The organism is Legionella spiritensis, from assembly GCF_900186965.1.
GTDB classification, from domain to species: Bacteria; Pseudomonadota; Gammaproteobacteria; order Legionellales; family Legionellaceae; genus Legionella_C; species Legionella_C spiritensis.
In genome coordinates this window covers 1,873,173-1,895,923 of sequence record NZ_LT906457.1, presented here as the reverse complement: position 1 = coordinate 1,895,923, position 22,751 = coordinate 1,873,173, and the positions used below count along the sequence as shown (strand labels likewise).

Genomic DNA, 22,751 nt, shown 5'->3' with positions numbered 1-22,751 from the left:
ATTTTATGGGAACAGCGATAGTTAATCGAATTTTCCGCAAAGCTGATTATCATGCCTTTTATAATGTCTTGCGAGATGAGACCAATTTATTAAAGAAATGGGTAAAAGAAAAGAATATGTCGGAGCGGACTAAAGAAGTCGGGTTAGAGTTGGAGGGTTGGCTTCTTGATGAAAATATGTCTCCGTCACAGTCCAATTTGCAGTTTATTCGGGATTATAAAGATTACCATCTGGTTTTTGAAATTACGAAATCATGTCTGGAGATCAATTCCGATCGTTATCCCCTTGATAGTCATGTATTTTCAAGGCATGAAGCCAGTCTCAACGAATATATAGGAAAATGTATTGCCAATGCCGGGGAGCAGCATAAGAATTTTATTTACGTAGGTGCCTTGCCAACCGCTCAAACGACCAGCTTCTCAAAAAAATTCCTGACCAAGGCGGCGCGTTATCATGCCATAGATAAAAGTATGGTTAATTTGCGTGATGGAAATCCTATATGTTTTGATATCCAGGGTGAGCAGGATCGATTCATCAAACGCATTCATTCCGTGGCTATTGGCGGTGCTATCGCTGCATTGCAAATACATTTACGGATTGGATTATCGGAATCCGCCAGATGTTATAACACGGCTCAAATCATCGCGGCGCCATTGGTCGCATTATGTTGTAACTCTCCTTGTCTGCTGGGGCAAAGACTGTGGTCGGAAAGTCGTATTCCCTTTTTGGAACAACTTTTTCAAATGAAAAATAAATATAATAACCAATGGACCACGAGAGCATTTTTTGGACGAGGTTATCTTAAACAATCCATGCTGGAATTGTTTATAGAAAATGAGACGTTTCATGAATCCTTGTTGCCGGAAATCAATAGCGCATCCAGAGAGCAAATGTTGAATTTACGTTTGCATAATGGAACGATTTACCGTTGGAACCGGCCAGTTCTTGGTTTTGACGAAAGTGGAGGTCCTCATTTCCGTATTGAAAACCGTATGTTGTCCTCCGGGCCGACGGTAGTGGATATGTGTGCGAATATGGCGTTTTACATCGGTTTGATACAATTTTTTTCCAATCGGGCGGTCCCCCTGGAATCGGAGGTGGCATTTAAAACAGCCAGACGAAATTTTTATCTGGCTGCCCGACACGGCCTGGCGGCCAAGCTGAACTGGGTTGATAATAAAACCTGTAATGCAGGAGAATTATTACTGAATACGTTACTGCCGGCTGCGTGGCAGGGCCTGACTCAACTCGATATTAATCAGAGTGAGATTGGATTTTATTTATCCATTTTAGAGGCACGAGTCAGAACGTTAAGAACGGGTAGCTATTGGCAAAATCTGTTTCTGGAAAAAAATAACAATGATGTGGTGCACTTGACTCAAACTTATGTTGAGTTGCAAAAAAAAGGTTTCCCTGTGCATGAATGGCCAATTTGACGAGCCTTTTCTATACTGAGTGGTAAGCCAGCAAATAAATCCTGTTATGAAGTCAGAGATTGATAAAAAACAAATAGCGGTATTAAAAAATACCCAGCCCTTTAAATATCTTGACGAGACACGAATCAAGATCATCCAGGAGCTGGGAGAGTTTGTGGCGTTTGATGATGCTGAAATTATTTTAAAACAAGGTGAAATAAGTCCCGGTCTTTACATATTGTTGAGCGGGAAAGCGGACGTTACGGTTATTGCGCTGGGCCAGGGACGAGTGACATTGGCACAGGTCGCACCGGGCTATTTCTTCGGTGAGGTAAGTCTGCTTGAAAACGGGCCTTGTACCGCTTCAATCATTTCCTGTAAAAAAACAATCTGCTTTTTGCTAAAAAGGGCATGTTACAATGCCTTTCTTGCGGTTATGCCTCAACTTGGTTATTTCATTAACCAGGCCATAGTAGAGGATGTCATGGAGAGGCACCGTATGATGTATAAGGAAATTAAGAAGTTAATGGAATTGCCGCAGGCAACCGTTTTTAATAAAATATTGCCGTCCGGCAAAAAAAAATATCACAGACCGGATTCTGATCATCAATTGTTTGAGCGATTTTCCTATTTGCATCGCTTGCCGGTTTTCCAGTTGTTTTCAAAACAGGAGTTGCATGATTTTCTCCAGCATGCCCGGGTAGTTGAAGTTCGTAAACATTGTACTTTAATCAGGGACGGCTTAACTCGCACTTGCGGCTATTTTATTATTAACGGCTCGATTCAGATCTCCGTCGAGTCCAGAAATAATCGTGCCAAGGTGACGGTTTATGGTCCCAATACGCTCGTTTGTCCGGGATCTTTTATTGAGAGCAAACCGGAAATATTTCATTACACAACCATTGGTGCGGCAACGTTGCTGGAAATTTCACCGGATTATCTGGAGCGTCTTGCCAAAACCAATCCATTACTTTGGTATCGTTGTCATGATGTATTCTGTCGTTACGTAGTATCGCTACAGAGTAAATTAAACAGTCTGACCCTCAGGTTAATGAATGAGAAGGTGATATCCGGGGTGAAGGAATGAATTATGTGTAGAGTGTTATCTTACCTGGGCCAGCCTATTTTAACGGATGAGTTATTGTACCAACCGGATAACTCATTGATTACCCAAAGTTACAATCCAAAATTGATGCCTCATATGATGCTTAATCTGGCCGGTTTTGGCATGGCTGCCTGGGGCCGAATTTTTTACTCTTCAAGATCTCCGTTTATCTATCGTACTCCAACGCTTCCATTTTATGACGACAACCTGAAAATAATCGCCTCGCAAATCAGGGCAAATTGCTTGATTGCTCATATCAGAGGTGTACCGTATAGCGAAACCAATATTGTTTCCAAACAAAACGTACATCCTTTTTTATACCATGGCACTGATGTGGTGTTTGCCCATAATGGCGGTTTGGCCGGCTTTGAGGATATTCGTTTTGAATTGATTAAATACATGCAGACAAGGTTTAAAAACCAGATAAAAGGAACAACGGATAGCGAGTGGATGTATGCGGTCTTTCTTTCGCAACTTCCGAATAAAGAAGTTATTGAAATAAAAGATGTTTTTGAAGCTGTTCTCATTTTGATTGATATTTTACAACAGATCCGCAAAAAAAACGGTATCAAGATTTCATCGCCCCTTAATTTTTTTATTTCAAATGGCCGTTTTCTCGCCGCTACCCGGTTTGTACTGGATTATGGCCATTATCCTGATACGGAATATTTATCGCCACATATGGTATACCATTCGTTATGGTATACCTACGGGGAACGTTATGGGTTGATTGAAGATGATTATAAAATGAAAATGGGTAAGAGAAGAAAAAGCATTATTATAGCTTCCGAACCGTTGACTGAAGACACAACAACCTGGATTGAAGTGCCTGAGTACACCTTTATTGGTGCCCATCTGGAGCAGGGAGATATTCAAATCAGTTCATCTGATATTCCTGTTTGATTGTGGGTGCCGCTCAGGTTTTCCGGCAACTATCCGGTTGTCCATTGGAGTCGCAAATACTGACGTGGTGTTCAAGGCAAAAGGAATGTGTCGTGAGTGGGCAGGGCGGTAATGGCTCGCTTTGGAAAATGGTGCCCAGACATTCACCCTGATTTTTGAACGTCAGGGAAGCAGGGCAATCCGGTACCCGGGATAAAGGCGTACAGGTTAGAAGGTTAAAATCAAGACAATAAGGTTGGTCGCCTGTTAAATCATCATAGGGTATGCAGGCACAATATTGATAGATACCGTCGTAGCAGCCGTCCTCATCAGGACCGCAAAGGAAATAACGGTCGCTGCCGTACGTTGCACGAATCATACCGGTCAGGATTACAAAACATCCGATATAAAAACGAATTCTCGTGAAAGTAGACCGAATGCAGGGTGATTGGGTATGCAGTTTGAATGTATCCATTGTTTAATTCCATGGTGTGAAACGTGTGTTTTTTCCTGCCAGTTACGCAGGATTGAGCCATAGAATGAGGGAATTTGTGAAAATATTTCATTACAAAAAACTGGACTTGATTTTCAATAAAAACAATATTCGCCAATTAGATGATCCGCTTTCTGGCTCCGCCTTCAAGACGGCTACATATTTACGTAAAAAACCGTAGCCCGTAAGGAGGCCTGTGGCCGGATTGCGGGTTTTATGGTCCAATATTGTTTCAGGAGTTCAGGTGAGTACACGGGTTAGCGTTATCCCGCATTTCGGCTTCGCCTTCATGTCGGGCTACATGTTTATGTAATAAAAAGCGTAGCCCGCAAGGAGGCCTGTGGCCGTATTGCGGGTTTCTTGATCCAGTATTGTCCCGGGAGTTTAGGTGAATACCCGGGTGAACGTTAATCCCGCATTTCGGCTTTGCCTTCATGACGGGCTACAGGAAGCTCTTATTTGGTGTATGGCAATATTCACCCTGTTTTCGCTCCGTATTAAATTTAAACGATACTCATAATCAAGAGAATAAACGCCATTAAAGCCATGCCAATGTCTTCGGCCAGTGTTACCGTAGATAGAGGAACGTCTAAAACCGTGCCCATGCAAGGGCAATTTATATCAAGTCCCTTTTGTAGCGCCTGAATGACTCCAACAGAGCCAATAGTTAAAATAACAATCGTGACAATGTAAATAAGTATCGGTAAAAAGAAAGATAGAAAAGCGAGTCCCAGAAATAACTCAATTAATGGGTAACAATAGGCATAAATACGCGATCGTTTTGCAATGATATCGTACATCTCGAAACCGTCTGCAAAATCGACAGGATGAAATAGTTTCAGGGTACTGAATAGGACAAGAAAAACACCCATGAAATAATGCATCCATATGTTCATTCCACCCTCTGCCTGCCAGTTCAGCGCGAACGCCGCCAGGAGTGAGACAAGAATCAGGGAAAATAATGGCCAGTATTTTTTTAAAGAAGAGCGGTTTTCTTTTTTTCCGGATTGGCTTTCCACCAGGCCCTGATACTCGGGATGATCGTCAATATAATTTTTTACAAAAGGGCAGGTTGGTGTGATTTTATAATTATTTTTCCTGGCGTATTGCAGTGCGTAATCGGTGATTTGACCGGCAACACCTTGCCCACGGTGTTCTTCCGGCACAAAAGTAGTAAAATAATCCAGGGTTTTTTCATCGGTTTTTTTATATTTCAGTTCACTTTCCCTGTTATCTTTCGCAACATAAAATCGCTGATTTTTTTTATCATGTTTTATATTCAAGTCCATTTGGATGCCTCTGAAATTTTTCCGTCAATGATTTTTTAAAACTAGCAGTTCTTCTATTATTTGACAACTATGACGTCAAATTGCAAATCTTTCATCATCGGAGTCGTAATCTTCAACTCGCTGAAATATGGTCTCTTTGTTAAGAACAAAAACCGGTTCGAGCAATTTTAAATGCAACTCTTGTAATAGATCGTCATGCCTGATGGTATCGTTGCTTTCTGCAAATTCGGCAACAACAAGTTGAATTTCGCTCATTTTTTGGCGGGTCAGTAATAATGAGTTATTTAGTGACTTATTCAGGTAGTTGAATAATAATAATATAAATATGGCGGCCAATAGCGTTAAAAGAAGATTGATGTCTCTATGGTAATTATCGTAATCATCATGAGCAGGGTATTTGAAAAACAGATGCAAGTTGAAAGCGAGAAATGTACTTAAAGAAATTAATCCAAATTGTGCAAATTGATATACCGGAGAAGAAATTATGTTTCTACCGTTTTCAAAAAAGCATAATTTTTTTCTGGAGACATCGGCGTCCTTTTTTAAATCATTCAAAACACTTGTATGTATTAAGTTTACGTCGATGGATGATAATGGTTCTGAGTGGTTTAATGTCATCAGAACGTCGTAAAATGCCCTGAGAATCTCAATGTGAATAATATCCTTGTAAAAAGAGAATGCCATGTTTCGACGTGATGAATGGAGTAGTGAGGCCGGATTGGATGTTTTACTTGCCAATATGGTAAAAAAGTCATGAAGATCGCTTTTATCTTTGAAAGACTCTCTTGTGTTTTCGTAAAAATATCCCATCGATTTTTTATAATTCTTTCCTGATTTCAAGCGGTCAAACAAGTCTTTCAGGCAGTTTTGTAATAATAGGCTGCCACGTTTCCATTGTGTATCATCCATCATTTTGGTTTTATAAAATGTCAGGTAGCCATACATCAAATTAACATCGTCTTTGGTAACATACATTGGTTAAAGTCTTCAATTGAAATGCTGTTTATAATTTTTTTGTGTATATTTATAAATTTAAGATAATATCATGTAAAAAAAGCAAATTTTCTACTTTGCATGTAATAAGAAAGTTTCATTGTTTTTAGGTTCACGGAACCTGGGTATTGAATTTGCAATTTGCCTTATGTATCGTAGGCGATATTAAAATTACTGTATCGTATTCCCGGGTTCTTTGCTGATTCTTACAAGGAAGTGTGTTTATGTCAACCAAATTGATAACAAAAAATACTCTGTGGGGTGTTCTCTCATCGTTGGTGGTTTCACTTGCCTTTGCCGGTACGGCAGGTGATGTTGTTCAACATCCACTCAGACAAGGGCAATGGAACCTGTCCATTGACGGTGGTGCCAGCGATACCCGATTTACCAGTCCCTCCAAAGTGTTGCGTTTGTCGGGAACTAATATCAATGGTAATGTGAATCCTGCCGGAGTGTTGGGAGTTGGTAGCGATTATTATTTTGACAAATTATTCGGCACTCATTATTTCTATGGCATTGGTATTAACTATGCGTATACGGATAATCTGGAGTGGGGGCTTGAATTTGAGGGAACCTACGCCGACAGTCAACGATACCGTCGCAATACCCCGATAGGTTTTTTTGATCAAACCTACTCGTCTTACGAATCTTACTCGTCTTATTTATCCAGCTCGTATTATTTTGACAATTCTTTCACCGCGTTTAACCGCAGGATCTATCCTTTCGTCGGCGCCAAAGTAGGAGTGAGCTACCGACCCAAGGTGGTCGTTTCCAATGATTTTCTTAATGGATCACCGGTCTCTTTTGCCGGTGGCAGCTCCAGTGTCACTTTTTACAAATCCAGTTCGAGCTTGTCAGGGGGGGTGTATACCGGGTTAATGATGTCTATTCAGGAAACCTGCGCCGCTTTTATAAAAGTCGGTGTGATGGCCAGTGATGGTTTGCTCGGAAACAATCTAATCGATAAAACCGTACCCATTCGTCCTATTCAGAAGGCAAGCATCAGTAATACCGGAGCTATTATTTCCTATCCTGTTATCATCGGGATCAAGAAATTTTTTGGTTAGGCATCAATAACGTTATTCCGCATTTCGGCTTCCCCTTCATGAAGGGCTACGTGCTTTTTGTAAAAGTACCGTAGCCCGTAGGGAGGCCTGCGGCCGTATTACGGGTTTATCGATCAACCGGGATGATTCTTGAAAATGCTTGCTAATAGAATTGTTATATCCATAATCCCAGTTTTTTATGCCACTCTTCAATGGACAATGGGGGGTAGTGGGTATGATGACTATGGTGCTCGCCCTTGGGGATTTCACACCATGGCGCCGCATAATCGGTCATAATATGAACTTGTTCAGGCGGTATCGGTAATGGTGTGTCTATAGCGGACGCAAATGGGTGGATAAGTTGTGGCCATTCAGGATCAAAGACCCATAAACAACTGCCGCAAACCTTGCAGAAATGGCGTTGTCCCGTACCTGGCTCGGGATCTTCTGGGGACAGACGCGCTCTGTAGACGGTGATGTATTCTTCACCATGCACTTTTAATGTCCTGGCATCCCCCATGATATTAATGGCGTATCCGCCGCCTCCCGCGGTTTTACGACATATGGAACAATAGCAACGCATATAGGGATAGGGTGTGTGGCTTAGGCATTCAAACCGGACTGACTGACAATGACATGATCCGGTTAATTTCATAATGGTTTCGCTATTTTTTATCGTTTTTTCTTTTTTTCTCATGCCGTCTTTCCTGCCATTGTTGTAAAAGCACGTAAAACGCCGGCACGAAGACCACCGCAAGACAGGTAGAGGCGAGCATACCGCTGGCTACCGCAATACCGATGGAGCGTCTGCCGTTGGCGCCCGCACCGGAGGCAAATACCAGGGGCATGACGCCCATAATAAACGCAAATGACGTCATTAAAATAGGGCGAAAGCGGGTTTGGGCGCCCATGACGGCAGCTTCCAGAATGGATTTGTTGTTATATAGCCTTTGTTCACGCGCCACCTCTACAATAAGAATCGCGTTTTTGGCTGCAAGGGCGATCAACAGCAAAATACCGATTTGTGTATACATATTGTTAGAAAGTCCCAGAATGGATAAGACTGATACTGTACCGATTAATGCCAGCGGCACACTAAGCAGAATGGATGCCGGGGTAACCCAGTTTTCATACTGGCCGGCCAGTATCATGTATACCAATACCAGAGATAAAATGAAAATATAGTAGCTCATATTTCCGGCTATTTTTTCCTGGTAAGCGGTGCTTGTCCACTCGTAGGATATACCGGCAGGAAGCACTTTGCTGGCCAGTTGTTCCATGGCTTGAATGGACTGGCCGGAACTGTATCCTGTCCCGGACATGCCGTTGATACTACTGGAAGGATACAGATTATAAAGGGAAATGATTGCAGGCCCTGTGTCTGGTTTGATATCGGTGAGGGTTCCGAGCGGCACCATTTCGCCGGATTGATTTTTAACATAATAATTACGTATATCCTCATCGGTCATACGGGCAGACGCGTCTGCTTGCACATAGACCTGAAATACTTGTCCGAATTTGGTAAAAAGATTGACGTAGGAAGAGCCAAGGTAAGTCTGTAAGGTATCAAACGCATCTCCAACCGCGACACCGAGCGATTCTGCCTTGGTGCGGTTGATAGGCGCTAAAACCTGTGGTACTGCCGCTCGAAACGAAGTCATGAGTTTTTGCAGCGCGGGCCATTGTACGGATTGCTTGATGAGTTGATCGGTGGCGTTTTGCAGTTTTTGATAATCAAAAGTACCGTCCTGAAGCTCCACTTGCATTTGGAAGCCGCCGGATAACCCCAGCCCCTGGATGGGCGGAGGAACCACGACCATGACTTTCGCGCTCAGGGTTTCGGAGGCTATCTTGTTGAGCTTGGTGTAAAGCGCCAGCAAATCCTCGCTTTTGCCTCGCTCGCTCCAATCCTTGAACATAACATACAAGATCCCGGCATTGGCCAGATTGGCGTTATTGTCCAGCAATGAAACCCCATCGATTGCGATGACATTATCAATACCGCCAATTTTAGCCACCTTGGTACTGAGTTCATCCAAAACGGCTTCCGTACGTTGCAAGGAAGATCCATCCGGAAGCACCACATTCATAACTAAATAACCCTGATCTTCAAGGGGAATAAAGCCGGTTGGTATTCTGCTTAATCCGTAAATAGCCAGAGCGACCAGAACCACTCCAATAAAACACGTGTGGCCGCTGCGTTTGACCAGTCGATTAATGAAACGAACGTATCGTGCTTCCATGGGATTGTAGATGTTATCAAAAGTCCGGAAAAACACGTTCTTCGGTTTGTCAGGATCAATTGGTTTTAGCCATAAGGCACATTGGGTCGGTTTCAGCGTCATGGCGTTTATGGCACTGATAAAGGCGGTTGCCGCAATGACCAGAGCAAATTGCGCATACATGGCTCCCGTCAATCCAGGCATGAATCCTGCCGGGACAAAAACGGCCATCAATACTAGCGTGATGCCTAGAATGGGTCCGAATAGTTCCTGCATGGTTTTAATGGACGATTCTTTCGGCGACATTCCCTTTTCAATATGATGCGACACCCCTTCCACAATGACGATAGCGTCATCCACAACAATTCCAATGGCCAGTACCAGTGCGAACAGGGTGAGCAGGTTAATGGTGTAGCCAAGCATGTACATCGCGATGAATGATCCGATAATTGTGACGGGTACGGTGGTGGCAGGCACCAGCGTCGCACGAAAATTCTGCAGAAACACGACGATAACCAGCAACACCAGAATGCCTGCTTCAAACAGGGTTTTATAAACCTCTTCAACGGATGCCTTGACGAAGATGGTTGTATCGAAGGGAATAGAATATTGTAAGCCCGGAGGGAATTTTTTAGCCATTTTAGCTACGGTATTACGTACTTCCTGGGCGACTTCCAGGGCGTTTGCGCCCGGGAGCTGATAAATCCCGATAGCCGCGGTTGGTTTGTTATTGAGTTTGGCCAATTGACTATAGCTGGATGAGCCCAGTTCAACACGTCCAACGTCGCGAATACGTACGATTTGCGCACTGGTGCTGGCGTTGGCGCTTTGATTGGGTTGTGCCGCCTGTGATTTGATGATGATATCGGCAAATTCATCGGGATTGGCAAGCTGACCGGGCACATTAACGGTAAATTGATAGGGCTGCTGTCCCGCCACGGGCGGGGAGGCAATCTGTCCCGCGGAAACCTGCTTGTTTTGATTGCTGACCGCGTTAAGGACGTCACGAGGCGTTAACGAATAGGTTCTCATTTTTTGAGGATCAAGCCATACGCGCATGGCGTAGTTGCCCGAGCCGAAGATCACCACATTTCCGATACCGGGCAGGCGTGCCAGTTCATCTTGCATGTTGATAGTCGCGTAATTATTCAGAAACAGACCGTCGTATTCACCGTTTTCCGAAGTCAGGGTAATAAATTGCAGGATAGCGGTGGATTTTTGCTGCACGACCACACCTTGTTGTTGAACCGATTCCGGCAATTGCGCCATCGCCGCCTGCACACGGTTTTGTACCAGCACCTGCGCGAAATTGAGATCCGTCCCGATTGCAAAGGTAACGATCAGATTATAATTACCGCTGTTTGTGCTGGTTGATTGCATGTACAGCATGTTCTCCACGCCATTGACCTGTTGTTCAATGGGAAGGGCGACGGTTTTGATTAATGTTTTTGCGTCCGCACCCGGATAATTGGTGGTAACCTGAATGGTAGGAGGCACAATGGCCGGATATTGAGCGACCGGTAAAATCGCAACGAAAATCAGGCCGAGCAAAACAAGCAACAGCGCTATGACATTCGCCAGTACGGGTCGTTCAATGAAAAATTTGGAAATCATCGTTACTTGTCCTCACTTTTAGAGTGGGGAGAAACAGCGTTTCCGGGTACGGCGTTTTGCAATCCATTGACGATAACCTGATCGGTTGCCTTCAACCCTTTAACGATAGCGCGCATCCCCTGCTCCACAGCACCTGTTGTCACCCGTTGCAGGACTACGCTATTGTTTTTGTCGACTAATAATAAATAAGGGCCAATCTGATCGTACTGTATGGCGGTATCCGGAACCGTTAATTGCGGAGATGGCTGGGAAATGGCGATACGTACCCGCACAAACTGCCCGGGCAGCAATACGTAATCACTGTTGGGCAAGAGCGCTCTGAATTCTATCGTCCCAGTGGACGCGTTCAGGCCGGTATTGACAAAATCCAGCCGTCCCTCATACGGAAATCCGGAGTCATTTTGCATGGCAACCTGCACCGGAATCTTCTTGATGTCTTTGGGTTTTAAGCCTTCGGTTCTCGCAGCTTTACGGATTTTAAGTAAATCCAGTTCGTTGATATTGAAATAGACATAGATGGGTTTGATTTGTTCAATAGTAGCCAAGTTAGTTGCCTCACCATGGCCAACCAGATTTCCCGGATCAACCAGATGACGGCCTATACGCCCATCAAACGGGGCTTCGATATGGGTATAGCTGTAATTAATTTTCGAGGAATTCTCATTGGCTTTGGCCTTGTCCACTTCCGCAGAAGCCTGTTCGGTTTGAGCCAGCCATTTTTCAACACTATTTAACGACGTCGCGTTTTCCTTATACATTTGTTTCTGGCGTGCGTATTCCGCTTTGGAGTAAGCAAGGCTGGCTTTTTGGGCAGCTACTGTTGCCTCAGCCCCTTTCAGGCTGTCCAGATAAGGTTGCGGTTCAATCACGAACAAGGATTGCCCTTTTTTGACGAACGTTCCATCGGTAAAATTTACCTCATTGAGATAGCCCTCAACTCGGGCAACCAGATTCACCGAATTGTAGGCCACGGTATTACCGGTTTGGGTGATGTATTCGACCATCTCCATACGTTTCGGCTTCATCACGACAACGGAAGGGGGCTGTATGGCCGGTGTAGTCGCGCTTTTTTTAAAGAAAGCAATATAAACCAACAAGCAAATAATAATCACCATGCCTGTAGTTTTAGCCAGTTTTATTTTTTTTTCATCAATATTCATAGTTATCACCAGTTCGGCAGATAAAGCTGTTTTATTCGTTGACTGTTAGTGGCTGGCGGTTGATGATTTTGCTGCTTCAGCAAAGTACCCCAGTTGGTACGCGCAGCCATCTCTTCCTTGATATGCCCGGGCACGATGTCATGGCCCCTGCGTATTTGCCAGCCGCCTCCTAATGCACGGTAAAGTGCCACTAACGCTTGTGAAACATCCCCTTTGGCATTCGTTAATGATCGTTGTATTTGCAGTTGTTGCCGTTCCGCATCCAGAACGGTGGTGTAAATGGATTCGCCTTCCTTATAACGTATCAAAGCCAGCCTGGTGGATTGTATTGCTGAATTATCGGCTACTGTCAGCGAATATACGGTTTTTTTAGCCTCCACATATTGCGTAATGCTGTCTTGTACCTCTTGCTGGGCTTGCAAGACCAGATTCATATATTGCAGAAGCGCCTGTTGAAACGCCGCGTCCTGAACGCGTACGGCATTGGTGATCTGTCCGTAATTCAATATTGGCCAGCTAAAAGATGGTCCTGCCGTGATGTTGCGATTTGTCCAGTTAAAAATATCCTTGATGGATGAGCTGCCAATAGTATTAGAGGCAAAGGTAAACGTACCCGCGAGGGAAAAGGCGGGATAAAGATTCGCTTTTGTCGCTCCTATCGCCGCAGATTGTGCTATGGCTTCGAGACGTGCCTGATGAATATCCGGGCGTTGCGCCAGGGTTTCCTTTGGAATACCCACCTCTATCCGGCGTGGCGCTTTGGGGATACCGTAATTTTTGGTCAGCAGGCTATCGACTTTATTCGGTGTAATGCCCAGTAACACACCCAAAGCGTCTTTTTGACGCTGCAGGCTGCTGACAAGCGAGGGGAGTGAGGCTTGCGTCTGAGCCAGTTCAGTCTGGGCCTGTTGAACGTCAAGCTTGCTTGTCTGACCCGCCCTGAAACGGGAGTCGGCAATCCTGAGGCTCATGGTTTGCAGGCTGATATTCGTTTTGGTGACCTTAATCAGTTCCTGGGTGGTACGGATGTTAATATAGGTTTTGGCAATATCGGCGGTGAGTGAAACCAGCGCGTTATCATAAGCCGCGATGGATGCCAGGAAATTGGCGTCGTTTGATTGAATCGCTCTGCGGTATTTCCCCCAGAAATCAATCTCCCAACTGGCTGAGAATCCCAGTGAAGCCGTATAAAAATTTGGCGGTAGAATACCTTGCAGCGAGCTTCCACCAATACGGTTATAGGTGTAATTCCCGAGTGCGGCCTGCTGTTGCGGATAAAGATCGCCCACTACCTCGGCTAGTTGCGCGCGAGTTTGCAACACACGAACACCGGCAATTTGCAGGGTCAGATTGTTGTGGTAACCCTGATTAATCAAGGAGGTCAGGGTGGGGTCGTAAAATACGTTCCACCAGTTCGCGGTTTTAAGCGGGCCTTCACGTACGGGGGCGTTTTTGTGAAGCGAGGCTTGCTGCCAATGATCAGCAACGGAAAATTTGGGATCCTTGTAATTCGGACCTACCATACAGGCACTAAGCAGCAGGCAGGATAAGACAATCAGGTTTTTTAACATAGGTGTTAATAATCCTTTAGTTAATAAGGATCCATCCAAAGCAGGAACTTTAATCAAACAGGCATGGGTTAATTGTTTGAATTAAAATAGAGATTAAAATTGCCTGACTTAAAGATAATAACCCAATTATTATTGTCTTTTCCATATAAAATTCGGACTTGCTGATATTTCGTTTGGACGTGGATCCCGCAATACGGCCGCAGGCCTCCTTGCGGGCTACGGTCTTTCATTGCATGCCAGGCTTACCAACTGGTTAAAAACAGGAAATAAACCATTATTTGTAGTAATGTTACGGGGATACCGTATATCAGAAACTGCCAGAAACCAAACGCTTTCACGCCTCTTTTTTCAGCGTTCTGAATAATAATGATATTGCTGGCGGCGCCAAGTATTAACAGGTTACCGGCAATGGTACTGGCCATGGCCAGTAATAAATAGTGTTGTGTCGTTGTTTGAGCAAGCAAGGGCAAATACAATGCGACCAGGGGAACGTTTGAAATAAGCTGGCTTAGTAACAGACTTAGCCACACTATTGTCGATTTCGAGGTGACCTGGATGTGGCTTTGTTCCACAATAGCCTGGAAGTAGCCCGACAGCCAGACGCTTTCCATGAAAATAAACAGCGCGATAAAAAACACGATGGTGTGCCAGTCAATATGGCGAATTAACGTAAAACGTCTGGGGCTGAGCAAAACAATGGGGGAGGCGGAAATCAGGGCTATGGCACTGAAAGGAATAGCTACTGCAAACGCCAGCAGGGCGTTCAAAATATCATACCCGATAAGAAGCAACATAATTGTCATAGATAGTTTGGCCAGGCGTGCCAATCGGCTATCCACGTCGACGTCCAGATTATGGATATCCTCTTGCACAGGCTGCTGAAATTGCCGGCGAAAGCAAAACCAGATATAGAAATATAAAATAACAAGGCCAAGCAGTGTAGGTATTAACAAATGTTGCGGGAAAAGGACGAAAGGATTATCAAGTTTCATGGCGATGAGCAGATTTTGCGGATTGCCGATAGGACTGGCGATGCTGCTTACCGTGATGGTATAAGCCAGTGTGAGTAACAACGGGATTAAAGGCAAGCGAAACCGTTGGTGCAATAAGATTAAAGCCGGTGTCGCGATGATGGCCGCTGTATCATTCATCAGCAACATCGATATGATCGCGGAAAAAAATATCAATAGACCCAGAAGCCATTTTATTCCGGTGAACGTTTGTAAAATCGTAAGTAACAGGTGCTCCAGATAATTGCTCTCCTCGAACGCCTGGCCGATGATGAAAACACCAAGTAAATACAATATCACATCGGCGTTAATCGAACGTATAGCTTCGGGAACAGTAATTTGTCGGGTAACTAAAACCGCAAGGGCGGCCAGGGTCATGATGAGCCAGATAGGCAATTGCAGGCGGCCGATTTTGCGAATACTGATTCCTGCGAAGACAAAGAGCAATATCACAATGGGCAGTGGCGGGTATCCTAAGGCATTCATCGGGTTTCGTAACCATGGCTATCGGTAAATGGCAATAAATTTTTCGGCCGTGTTTCAGGTATCGCAAAGTAAAATAAAAACAGGGCGGCTAATGCGATGCCGGCCAGAACGTAAAAAGCCGCTACAAAGCCGTATAAATCGGCGATAATCCCGCTGACCAGCGTACTGCCTGCGGCACCAATAGCCTGCAAGGTGCCAAGTGCGCCCAGCGCCGTGTTGTAGTAACCTGTTCCACGAGTCAGATCGGCGATGACAATTGGAAAGAGCGCGCCGAAAAGACCCGCACCTATTCCATCAAGCAGTTGAACCGCCAGTAAATAATAGGGATCACTGGATAGCGTGAATAAAAGACCCCGTATCGGCAAGGCAATAAAACCCAGGAGAAAAAGCGGTTTTCTTCCCCACTTGTCCACTTTTTTGCTGACGAGAATAGCCATAAAAAACATAATGAACTGAGCACTGATAATGCTGCCGGATACGAACAAAACCGGCGATTGACTCTGTTTTCCTACGGCTATTTCCTCACCGATAAGAATAAGCATGGCGGCGTTGGCCAGATGGAATAACAGGATGGCTATTCCAAAAAGCAGCAACGTTTTATTTTCCAGTAATACGGTCAGCGCCCTTGGGGTTTCCTCATTGCTGTCTGTCAGCAATCCACGCGCCTGGCGGTGGTCAATGAGATTTTTATTTAATGATAGTGCGCTGGCTACGGCGGCCATGGCCATGATGGCCGTGAACCAGAACAACGATTCAAGACCCAGATAATATCCCAAAAGAGCGGCCATAAGAGCCGCAAAAATATTGCCGGCATGGTTAAACGCTTCGTTACGGCCGACCTGTCCGGCATAATATTCCGGGCCGACGGTACCTAGAGTAAGTGCCGCAATAGCCGGCGGGAAAAAAGCCGCGGCGGCTCCAATCATGCCCTTGCTAATGGCTACGACATAAAACCCGGGATAATATTGTATGGCCAGAACGGCTACAGCGATCGCCAGGCTGCAGATAATAAAAATACCGCGTTTAAAGCGGGTATTGTCAATAATAACCCCTGCCGGGGTTTGCAACAGCAAGGTTGTCACTCCGGCTATGGTCATAATCACACCGATTTTTCCGCTGTCCCAACCTTGACTTGCGATCAGATAAATGGCCAGGAAAGGTCCGAGGCCATCGCGCACATCCGCCAGAAAAAAATTAATGCCGGCCAAGGGTAACCGTATTGAGGAGGAAGAAGTCATAAGTGTCAGGGAAACCATGCGTTTGTTGTACAATTTAGCCCTAATTCACAGGAAAAAACAATTGTTAATCATGATGAATGGCCATTTATGGCTATTTTCATTGCATAGTGTATCTGTGATGAAAATGTTGTTTGAAATCGAGTTTAGTATTTTAACCTGTTAATCAAACAGGTTTGTTATGATATAATTCGCTTATTTATTTTACATATATGGATTATGCTGACCGTTTCCCGACTTAAAGAATGGCTTGCTGATTGCCGTGAAAAAAACAGGATTTATCTCGCTGACCTACCGGAAAACAGAAAAAAAATTGAACAACTCGAAAATGAGGTGTTTTTAAGTATTCTGGAACGGATTATAACCCAATCCCAAAATGAACTCGTATCCGAATCGCATGTACGTGATTTATTAAAGCGGCGTGCCCGTTTTGTTGTTAATGGAGACAATGACCTCTTCTGTCATCCTCACTATCCGTTGAACCGTCTTTTTTTACACATTGCCCACGCGTTGGCTGAACCGGATGAACCGGTCTGTACGGTATTGAACCCTTCTCTGCACGGGCTTTGCCGGCAAAGCTATTCCCTGAAATCGGAAACGGAGGACGAGGGGTTCTTTTATCCGGAACATTTTCTTCCTTGTGTCGATAATGAGAAATTGCTGGTTCCAATAGCGGAAATCTATGAGCAGGCGGAATTGCATCCGGAATATTTATTTCGATTTTCGCGGGGCAAGGCGTCTGCCCCTTATTTCTTGTCTAGATATGATGTGAACAGGCTGGCAGAAGCCGGTGGTGATGCGGGTATTCGTTATATCAAGGCCCTGAAGGAAACGTTTGAGTTTCGCGAAGCCAATAATCTTGGCCATTATCTCGAGATTCTGGCAGACGAATTGTATGACGCGTCTAAAATGGGCAAGGGTACGGAAGAAGAGGCTTTTGAAAGCATTGCCGGTGCGGTTAGGCAATTTTACGAGATCTGGCGGCAGTTTTCGGTCAGCGAGGATATCAAGGAATTAAAACTGACCGGGTGGGGAGGAAAAGATTTCACGTTGAATGACTATTTGTTAGCCCTCTTTGTTCCCTATATCGATAAGGATTTATTAAGCGATGAAGAGCGTCGGCGCGCTACTGACAAGGAAGTTTTTCCCTGTGCTCATCAGTTATCCTGCGCTCTGAATGAAGCATTGCGCCGTTTTCCGCAATTGTATTGCGTTCGTCTGAATCCGGATGAACAAACGCCTGTCCAGCATAATCTGGTGCAACTGAAAACCGACGCGTTAGAAGCGATCAAGAATCGGGGCCGATTGTTTCACGTCGAGCCTGATGACAACGATGCCTTCCATTTGATTGCATTTTTGCTGCGGGATGAAGTGTTACAGGCGGAACAAAAAAGTCGATTTATCAGCAAGCTGACAACCAATTTTGATACGTTCCGTTATTTTGTAAAGAAGACAACAAAATATAAAATCGATAAACCGGAACGCGCTTTGGAGTATGAGAAACTTATAGCGGATCTCTTGCGGGCAACGGCGCCCGGCATTGCGAAATTCGCATTCGCTACCTTAAGCGAGGTACGAGACTTTAGCAGTATAATTGGCTATTTATCTTGCAATAACCAGGCGTTGCTTATTGAATTGCTGCGTAACAACTGGATTGAAATTATAAAAAAATCAGAGTTTTTATACGTTATTAATCACAGTTTTGATGATTTAGCGATTCGAAAACAATTTCTGCTGGCTGTGGTCCATGAGATGGCCGCACGTACGGAATCGATAACGGATATCCCTGTTTATTACGAGATGGTGAGGTACGAGGACATCGCGGCAGAAGCCTATTGGCTGCAAATAACAGAAAAATTTCCCGAACAGTTCGGCAGCCTGGACGCACTGCAAGCCACATTACGTACATTCTATAGTGATTCTGTTTCATATGGTAAACCGCTGGCGCGGTCATTGCTTTCAGCCTTGTCGGAACGACTCTGGTTATGGCTGGATAATGAACAAACCTTCGCTGCTTTTTTTCAGGCCATAACGCCTGACAATTACGAGAAAACGGTTAAATGGTTTTTGGAACGGTATATTGAAAAACATGAGAAAATGGACATATCGGATGTTATCCGATGGCTTGGAAAATTACCGGTTTCCTGTCACGAGGCGATTTTTGCCAATGACAGGATAAAAAATGACATGACAGCCTGGTTTAAACAATTCTCCTCCGTGCAACAATTGCTGATGCAGGAAGAATTAAGCAATATTTCTTTCAGGCAAGGGATTTTCACGAGTTATACCAGCGAATTGCTGGGTTTATCGTCAAAGTTTGATGATCTGAAATGTCTCATGAGCGCTGCTGACAGTCAAGAACGGCAAGCCCTCTTACTTGCCGCGTCCACCGGATTAAAGCATCCTTATTTAAAATGTGAATCCGATGTGGAGGAATTTCTGGGATGGTTTCCTGAGTTCGGAAACTGGGATGAAGGAAAACAAGCTGTCAGAAATGCGATGAGCCGTCGTACGGAGCTTGTGGTCTTGTTACAAGGCTGGTACGACGAACTCAGGCATTATGATTGTACGCCGGATGCAAACAGAACAATGCGTGTCAATCCGTTGATGTTTTCTTTTTTTGAAAGCTTTAATCCTCCACCCGAGCCTGCTTTTTTGGTTATGACGATCAGAAGCCAAATTGAAGTCTGGCTGAATAGTAACGATTTTAGCGAGCAAGATATTCTCTCATTTTTTACCGAGCAATGTTCACGAAATGACGGGGTTTTAAAAACCTGGATTAAAGAGAATGTTTTTATGCAACTGATTCCGGATAAAATGTTTTTTGAGGAATTGTCAATAAAATTTGAAGAGTTAAGAAATAAGTCCCGGTTTAGACCAGGTGATTTGTTTTCCGCAACATTCCGATTTTCCAGCATATCCACAAGTGACGTAATGATAGAAACGGTTCTCGATAAATTAAAACGCATGACTGATCAAAAACCAATTAATTTTCAGGAAATAAAACACTTTCTTTCCTCACAGGCCGACGAGGCAGAAAATCGGGGTTATTTATCAACTGCAAAAACACTGCGTGAAATGGTTAGTCTGGCAGAGCGATATAGGGAAAGAACCCCTATTTCATTGCAAGATATCTTGCATGAGGAAACATCAGGGTTCAGACATTTTGCTGCCGATCGGATGATAATGAGGTAATACGGTTTTTGCATACGCTTCAATTTTTCCTATACTTTGATTAAATACATAGCTTAAGGAAGAACTATGCCTGACAGAATACAGCCTGAGGATGAAATTGGACCCAACAATGCCGGAAAAATGATTCTGCGTGGGTGTTTTATGAATGTTTCACAATCCTGGCTTGAGAACGTATCCGGACAAGTGGGCGGCGTACTTTCCCGATATCTTGATAACCGTCACGGTGAAGCCACTGCGATTACGCTAAATTATGGAGAGAGTGTTCCCCAAGGGCGTGAAGAGAAACTTTACAAACCAGATATAGATTTTATGGCGACTGTCGTTGCTCGATTAAGGCATCTGGAAAAAAAAGGTGCTGAGCTTCAACAGGCCAGCAAAGAGGATATTCGGGATCAAGTAGATGAGCAAGTCATGGTGCTGCAGGATGAAATTATGAAATATGAAAACCAATGCGATAAAATTGGTGTAAAGCCCATGTTTACCGGTTTGCCAAACGTTATTATTGAGAATGTTTTGTCTCGTAAAGAGGTAGCCCACGATGAAAGCATGCAGTGGGAAACGAGAGACGACGTTGAGTTTGATTTGTTTGCGGGATTAAATGTTCATGATGACAACGAATCAGAACAAGGATATCAGCCTCCCAAACTCTCTTAGTCTATGTTATCGCATAACCCTGGCTCAGAGCCTGGTACTGTTTCCATTTCGTTTTACATGATTTTAATTCTTGAAAAACGTCTACGTCCCGCGATGTATTCGCGGGAACCAGTGGTTCAAAGTTCCGAACTACGCAAGCCTGGATGCCGCGAACAAGTCGCGGCACGTAGATAATTCTAGAACAATTTGTATATCACCACCGGTCAAAACGAAATGGATGAGGTGCTAGGCTCGTGGCGGCCTGCTATTATAGGCGGCAACACGTGCTCCCCATTCAAGCAGATTTTTATTGCAATCGTCCTTATCCAGAATAACCTCAATAAAACAGAGGGTATCGGATTGCACAGCCTCCCTGATGGCATCGAGAAGTGCCTGATGGGTAGGTGCCCGAAACGCTTTTGCCGTACCCTTCTCACCGTTAAACACCTCAATCAGTTTGGAATAATGCCAGTTGTTGATGACGTTATAGGGGCCGTCATGAATCTGTACTTCAATGGTATAGGCCGCGTTATTCATCAGGAAAATAATGGGTTTGAATCCGTAGCGAATAAGCGTTGAAATTTCCTGGGCGCTCATTTGAAATGAACCGTCGCCAATCAGCCCGATAACCCGTTTTTTATTATGAAGGGCTGTTTGCATTCCGAGCAACGCACCGACTGACCAACCGATTGACCCGTATTGCATCTGAATTTCGAATGGGCAGTCTTTGGGCAGATTCAGGCGCATGCCGTTAAACCAGGAATCACCGGTTTCGGCCAACACCCCATATTGATCACTTAACATCTTCTGGATTTGGCCAAACAGAAAGCGGGTGGTGAGCGGGTCATTCAGATCAGCGGGTTCTTCATACAACGGCGCGGAGCCGGCAATGCGGCGGTAGGCTTTGTACGAGGCGTCGTTGACATTCAATTTTTCCTTCAAGCCCTGCAGAAACTCATTCATATATACTTCGGTATAGACTTTACCGGCCACGGACACGCTGCCGTCGGCAATGACAATCAGTTTTTTTGGTTGAATATTACTCATATGTCCGACGGTGGTGTAATCGTTGAAATTGGGGCCGACGAAGAAATACAAATCACTGGACTCGACAATTTCAGCACATCCCGGCGAGCTGACCGGGCCCCAATAGATGCCGATATAGTTGGGGTGTTGTTCAGACACGAATCCTTTGGCATCCGGCATCGCTGCCAGGGCGTAACCGCAGGATTCGCTGAGTACCTCAATCATTTCTGTCGCTTCGCAATGACGTGATTTACTGCCGGCGACAATGACCGGTTTGACGGCTTTATTTAAACACGCCGCCGTCTCTTCAACCGCGGCCTTGAGGGACGAGGTGTCACTTAGGCGTTTGACATTCAGAGCACGCCGGGTCGGTGGAGACACTTCATCGCCGGCAATGTTACAGGCAATTTCGATATAAACGGGTTTTTTCTTTTCGAGCGCGATGGCAATGGCGCTATCAATTTGCATGGGCGCGTCGCTTGCCCTGTGGATGAAAATGGCGTGTGCCGTGATTTTGGCAAAGATTTCACGGACATAACTGTAATTTTCAGTGGCCAGCGTATGGTGTAAAATTTCCGCATCCTGAACGGAGTTGGTGTTGGGGCCGCCGGAAATAACGATGACCGGCAGATTTTCGGCGTAAGCGCCTGCCACCGCGTTGACGGCGCTTAATCCACCCACACTGTAAGTAACCACTAAAGCCGCCACGCCTTTGACCCGGGCGTAGCCATCGGCGGCATAGCCCGCGTTGAGTTCGTTGCAGCAATTGATCATCTTGAGATTTTTGTTTTTTAAAAACTCATCAAGCAGTCCCAGATTATAGTCGCCGGGTATGGCAAAATAATCATCCACCCCTAATTCCTGGAGGCGTTTTGCAAGGTAGGTGCCGATCGTTGTCATAAGAAATCCTTCTCTTTATAAATATAATTCTTACATATCGACCAATACGTCAAAGCCGCCATAGGCCATACGTTTGCAATCGAACCAGGAACCATGTTGGCCGCAATTTTCCTTTATGCGCGGATCGTCCATCACTTTTTTATTGACCTCATCGCGGTGTTGCCGGGATTTGAAAACGATATAGGAGAAAAGGACGGTTTCATCGTCTTTCGCGTGAGCCAGTTTGGGAAAAGCAATCATTTCATGGGCCGTCGTATCCTCCGCCACACACTCCCTGAACGCCAGGGCGCCATGCTCCATCCATATCTTGCCAGCAGCTTCAGCCATACTTCGGTATTGCGGTAATTTGTCTTGGGGAATGGGTATAACAAATCCGTCTACGTAGGTCATTTTGATTCCTTAATCATCCGGAGTATGACGTCATTTCATCCATACAATAAAGGCTAGATGATAAACAGCTGTTATTCAAGACCGGT

General features: G+C 44.8%; 17 protein-coding genes. 6 read left to right on the top strand and 11 right to left on the bottom strand.

What is annotated here, in order from left to right; translation table 11 throughout:
• Positions 1-5 precede the first annotated feature (5 nt).
• From CKW05_RS08575 to CKW05_RS08565, 3 genes are read left to right on the top strand one after another with little or no spacing between them, the layout of a single operon-like run.
• Positions 6-1,436 carry a hypothetical protein gene (locus CKW05_RS08575; protein WP_058484232.1) on the top strand — a complete coding sequence of 477 codons (1,431 nt, stop codon included), beginning with the start codon at positions 6-8 and terminating at the stop codon, positions 1,434-1,436.
• A gap of 46 nt (positions 1,437-1,482) precedes the next feature.
• Positions 1,483-2,502, top strand: a complete 1,020-nt coding sequence (locus CKW05_RS08570) for a cyclic nucleotide-binding domain-containing protein (protein ID WP_058484233.1) — start codon at positions 1,483-1,485, stop codon at positions 2,500-2,502.
• Positions 2,503-2,505: 3 nt separating this feature from the next.
• Positions 2,506-3,423: a class II glutamine amidotransferase gene (locus tag CKW05_RS08565; protein WP_058484234.1), complete on the top strand. Its 918-nt coding sequence runs from the start codon at positions 2,506-2,508 to the stop codon at positions 3,421-3,423.
• Positions 3,424-3,436: 13 nt separating this feature from the next.
• Here the strand turns inward: CKW05_RS08565 and CKW05_RS08560 are convergent, their stop codons facing one another.
• The 3 genes from CKW05_RS08560 to CKW05_RS08550 form a co-directional block, all read right to left on the bottom strand.
• A complete protein-coding gene (locus CKW05_RS08560; protein ID WP_231950420.1) occupies positions 3,437-3,877 on the bottom strand; it encodes a hypothetical protein in 441 nt (146 codons plus the stop codon).
• Between the two features lie 521 nt (positions 3,878-4,398).
• A complete protein-coding gene (locus CKW05_RS08555; RefSeq protein ID WP_058484235.1) occupies positions 4,399-5,184 on the bottom strand; it encodes a GNAT family N-acetyltransferase in 786 nt (261 codons plus the stop codon).
• A 75-nt stretch (positions 5,185-5,259) separates the two neighbouring features.
• On the bottom strand, positions 5,260-6,096 hold the full coding sequence (locus CKW05_RS08550; protein WP_133141142.1) for a hypothetical protein: 837 nt from the start codon (positions 6,094-6,096) through the stop codon (positions 5,260-5,262).
• A gap of 305 nt (positions 6,097-6,401) precedes the next feature.
• On the opposite strand from CKW05_RS08550, the gene CKW05_RS08545 reads away from it, so the two are divergent.
• On the top strand, positions 6,402-7,244 hold the full coding sequence (locus CKW05_RS08545) for a hypothetical protein (protein ID WP_058484237.1): 843 nt from the start codon (positions 6,402-6,404) through the stop codon (positions 7,242-7,244).
• 154 nt (positions 7,245-7,398) lie between these two features.
• Here the strand turns inward: CKW05_RS08545 and CKW05_RS08540 are convergent, their stop codons facing one another.
• The 6 genes from CKW05_RS08540 to CKW05_RS08515 all read right to left on the bottom strand — a co-directional run bounded on the left by CKW05_RS08540 (position 7,399) and on the right by CKW05_RS08515 (position 16,557).
• Positions 7,399-7,920, bottom strand: a complete 522-nt coding sequence (locus tag CKW05_RS08540) for a GFA family protein (RefSeq protein ID WP_197697339.1) — start codon at positions 7,918-7,920, stop codon at positions 7,399-7,401.
• A complete protein-coding gene (locus CKW05_RS08535) occupies positions 7,889-11,059 on the bottom strand; it encodes an efflux RND transporter permease subunit (protein WP_058484238.1) in 3,171 nt (1,056 codons plus the stop codon). Before CKW05_RS08535 ends, CKW05_RS08540 begins: the two co-directional genes overlap by 32 nt.
• 2 nt (positions 11,060-11,061) lie before the next feature.
• Positions 11,062-12,219, bottom strand: coding sequence for an efflux RND transporter periplasmic adaptor subunit (locus tag CKW05_RS08530; protein ID WP_058484239.1), 1,158 nt, complete (start codon positions 12,217-12,219; stop codon positions 11,062-11,064).
• Positions 12,220-12,224: 5 nt separating this feature from the next.
• Positions 12,225-13,790 (bottom strand): efflux transporter outer membrane subunit, encoded by a 1,566-nt coding sequence (locus CKW05_RS08525; protein WP_058484240.1) that lies wholly within the window; start codon positions 13,788-13,790, stop codon positions 12,225-12,227.
• A gap of 242 nt (positions 13,791-14,032) precedes the next feature.
• Complete coding sequence (locus CKW05_RS08520; RefSeq protein ID WP_058484241.1) at positions 14,033-15,286, bottom strand: SLC13 family permease; 1,254 nt, start codon at positions 15,284-15,286, stop codon at positions 14,033-14,035.
• Positions 15,283-16,557 (bottom strand): MFS transporter, encoded by a 1,275-nt coding sequence (locus tag CKW05_RS08515; protein ID WP_197697338.1) that lies wholly within the window; start codon positions 16,555-16,557, stop codon positions 15,283-15,285. Before CKW05_RS08515 ends, CKW05_RS08520 begins: the two co-directional genes overlap by 4 nt.
• Positions 16,558-16,740: 183 nt before the next feature.
• Between CKW05_RS08515 and CKW05_RS08510 the strand changes: the two genes are divergently transcribed.
• Together CKW05_RS08510 and CKW05_RS08505 are read left to right on the top strand one after the other, a co-directional pair.
• Positions 16,741-19,716 carry a hypothetical protein gene (locus CKW05_RS08510; RefSeq protein WP_058484242.1) on the top strand — a complete coding sequence of 992 codons (2,976 nt, stop codon included), beginning with the start codon at positions 16,741-16,743 and terminating at the stop codon, positions 19,714-19,716.
• Between the two features lie 66 nt (positions 19,717-19,782).
• The gene (locus tag CKW05_RS08505; protein ID WP_058484243.1) at positions 19,783-20,370 is read left to right on the top strand and encodes a hypothetical protein; all 588 of its coding nucleotides are present in this window, start codon (positions 19,783-19,785) and stop codon (positions 20,368-20,370) included.
• Between the two features lie 225 nt (positions 20,371-20,595).
• Here CKW05_RS08505 and CKW05_RS08500 read toward each other — a convergent pair whose 3' ends face one another.
• Complete coding sequence (locus CKW05_RS08500; protein WP_058484244.1) at positions 20,596-22,275, bottom strand: thiamine pyrophosphate-binding protein; 1,680 nt, start codon at positions 22,273-22,275, stop codon at positions 20,596-20,598.
• A gap of 30 nt (positions 22,276-22,305) precedes the next feature.
• Positions 22,306-22,665 (bottom strand): DUF1428 domain-containing protein, encoded by a 360-nt coding sequence (locus CKW05_RS08495; protein ID WP_058484245.1) that lies wholly within the window; start codon positions 22,663-22,665, stop codon positions 22,306-22,308.
• Between the last annotated feature and the right edge of the window lie 86 nt (positions 22,666-22,751).

Excerpts from the sequence above, each read along its gene's own strand:
- CKW05_RS08575 (WP_058484232.1), top strand. The coding sequence starts at position 6 with ATGGGAACAGCGATAGTTAATCGAATTTTCCGCAAAGCTGATTATCAT.
- CKW05_RS08570 (WP_058484233.1), top strand. The coding sequence starts at position 1,483 with ATGAAGTCAGAGATTGATAAAAAACAAATAGCGGTATTAAAAAATACC.
- CKW05_RS08565 (WP_058484234.1), top strand. The coding sequence starts at position 2,506 with ATGTGTAGAGTGTTATCTTACCTGGGCCAGCCTATTTTAACGGATGAG.
- CKW05_RS08560 (WP_231950420.1), bottom strand. The coding sequence starts at position 3,877 with ATGGATACATTCAAACTGCATACCCAATCACCCTGCATTCGGTCTACT.
- CKW05_RS08555 (WP_058484235.1), bottom strand. The coding sequence starts at position 5,184 with ATGGACTTGAATATAAAACATGATAAAAAAAATCAGCGATTTTATGTT.
- CKW05_RS08550 (WP_133141142.1), bottom strand. The coding sequence starts at position 6,096 with ATGATGGATGATACACAATGGAAACGTGGCAGCCTATTATTACAAAAC.
- CKW05_RS08545 (WP_058484237.1), top strand. The coding sequence starts at position 6,402 with ATGTCAACCAAATTGATAACAAAAAATACTCTGTGGGGTGTTCTCTCA.
- CKW05_RS08540 (WP_197697339.1), bottom strand. The coding sequence starts at position 7,920 with ATGAGAAAAAAAGAAAAAACGATAAAAAATAGCGAAACCATTATGAAA.
- CKW05_RS08535 (WP_058484238.1), bottom strand. The coding sequence starts at position 11,059 with ATGATTTCCAAATTTTTCATTGAACGACCCGTACTGGCGAATGTCATA.
- CKW05_RS08530 (WP_058484239.1), bottom strand. The coding sequence starts at position 12,219 with ATGAATATTGATGAAAAAAAAATAAAACTGGCTAAAACTACAGGCATG.
- CKW05_RS08525 (WP_058484240.1), bottom strand. The coding sequence starts at position 13,790 with ATGTTAAAAAACCTGATTGTCTTATCCTGCCTGCTGCTTAGTGCCTGT.
- CKW05_RS08520 (WP_058484241.1), bottom strand. The coding sequence starts at position 15,286 with ATGAATGCCTTAGGATACCCGCCACTGCCCATTGTGATATTGCTCTTT.
- CKW05_RS08510 (WP_058484242.1), top strand. The coding sequence starts at position 16,741 with ATGCTGACCGTTTCCCGACTTAAAGAATGGCTTGCTGATTGCCGTGAA.
- CKW05_RS08505 (WP_058484243.1), top strand. The coding sequence starts at position 19,783 with ATGCCTGACAGAATACAGCCTGAGGATGAAATTGGACCCAACAATGCC.
- CKW05_RS08500 (WP_058484244.1), bottom strand. The coding sequence starts at position 22,275 with ATGACAACGATCGGCACCTACCTTGCAAAACGCCTCCAGGAATTAGGG.
- CKW05_RS08495 (WP_058484245.1), bottom strand. The coding sequence starts at position 22,665 with ATGACCTACGTAGACGGATTTGTTATACCCATTCCCCAAGACAAATTA.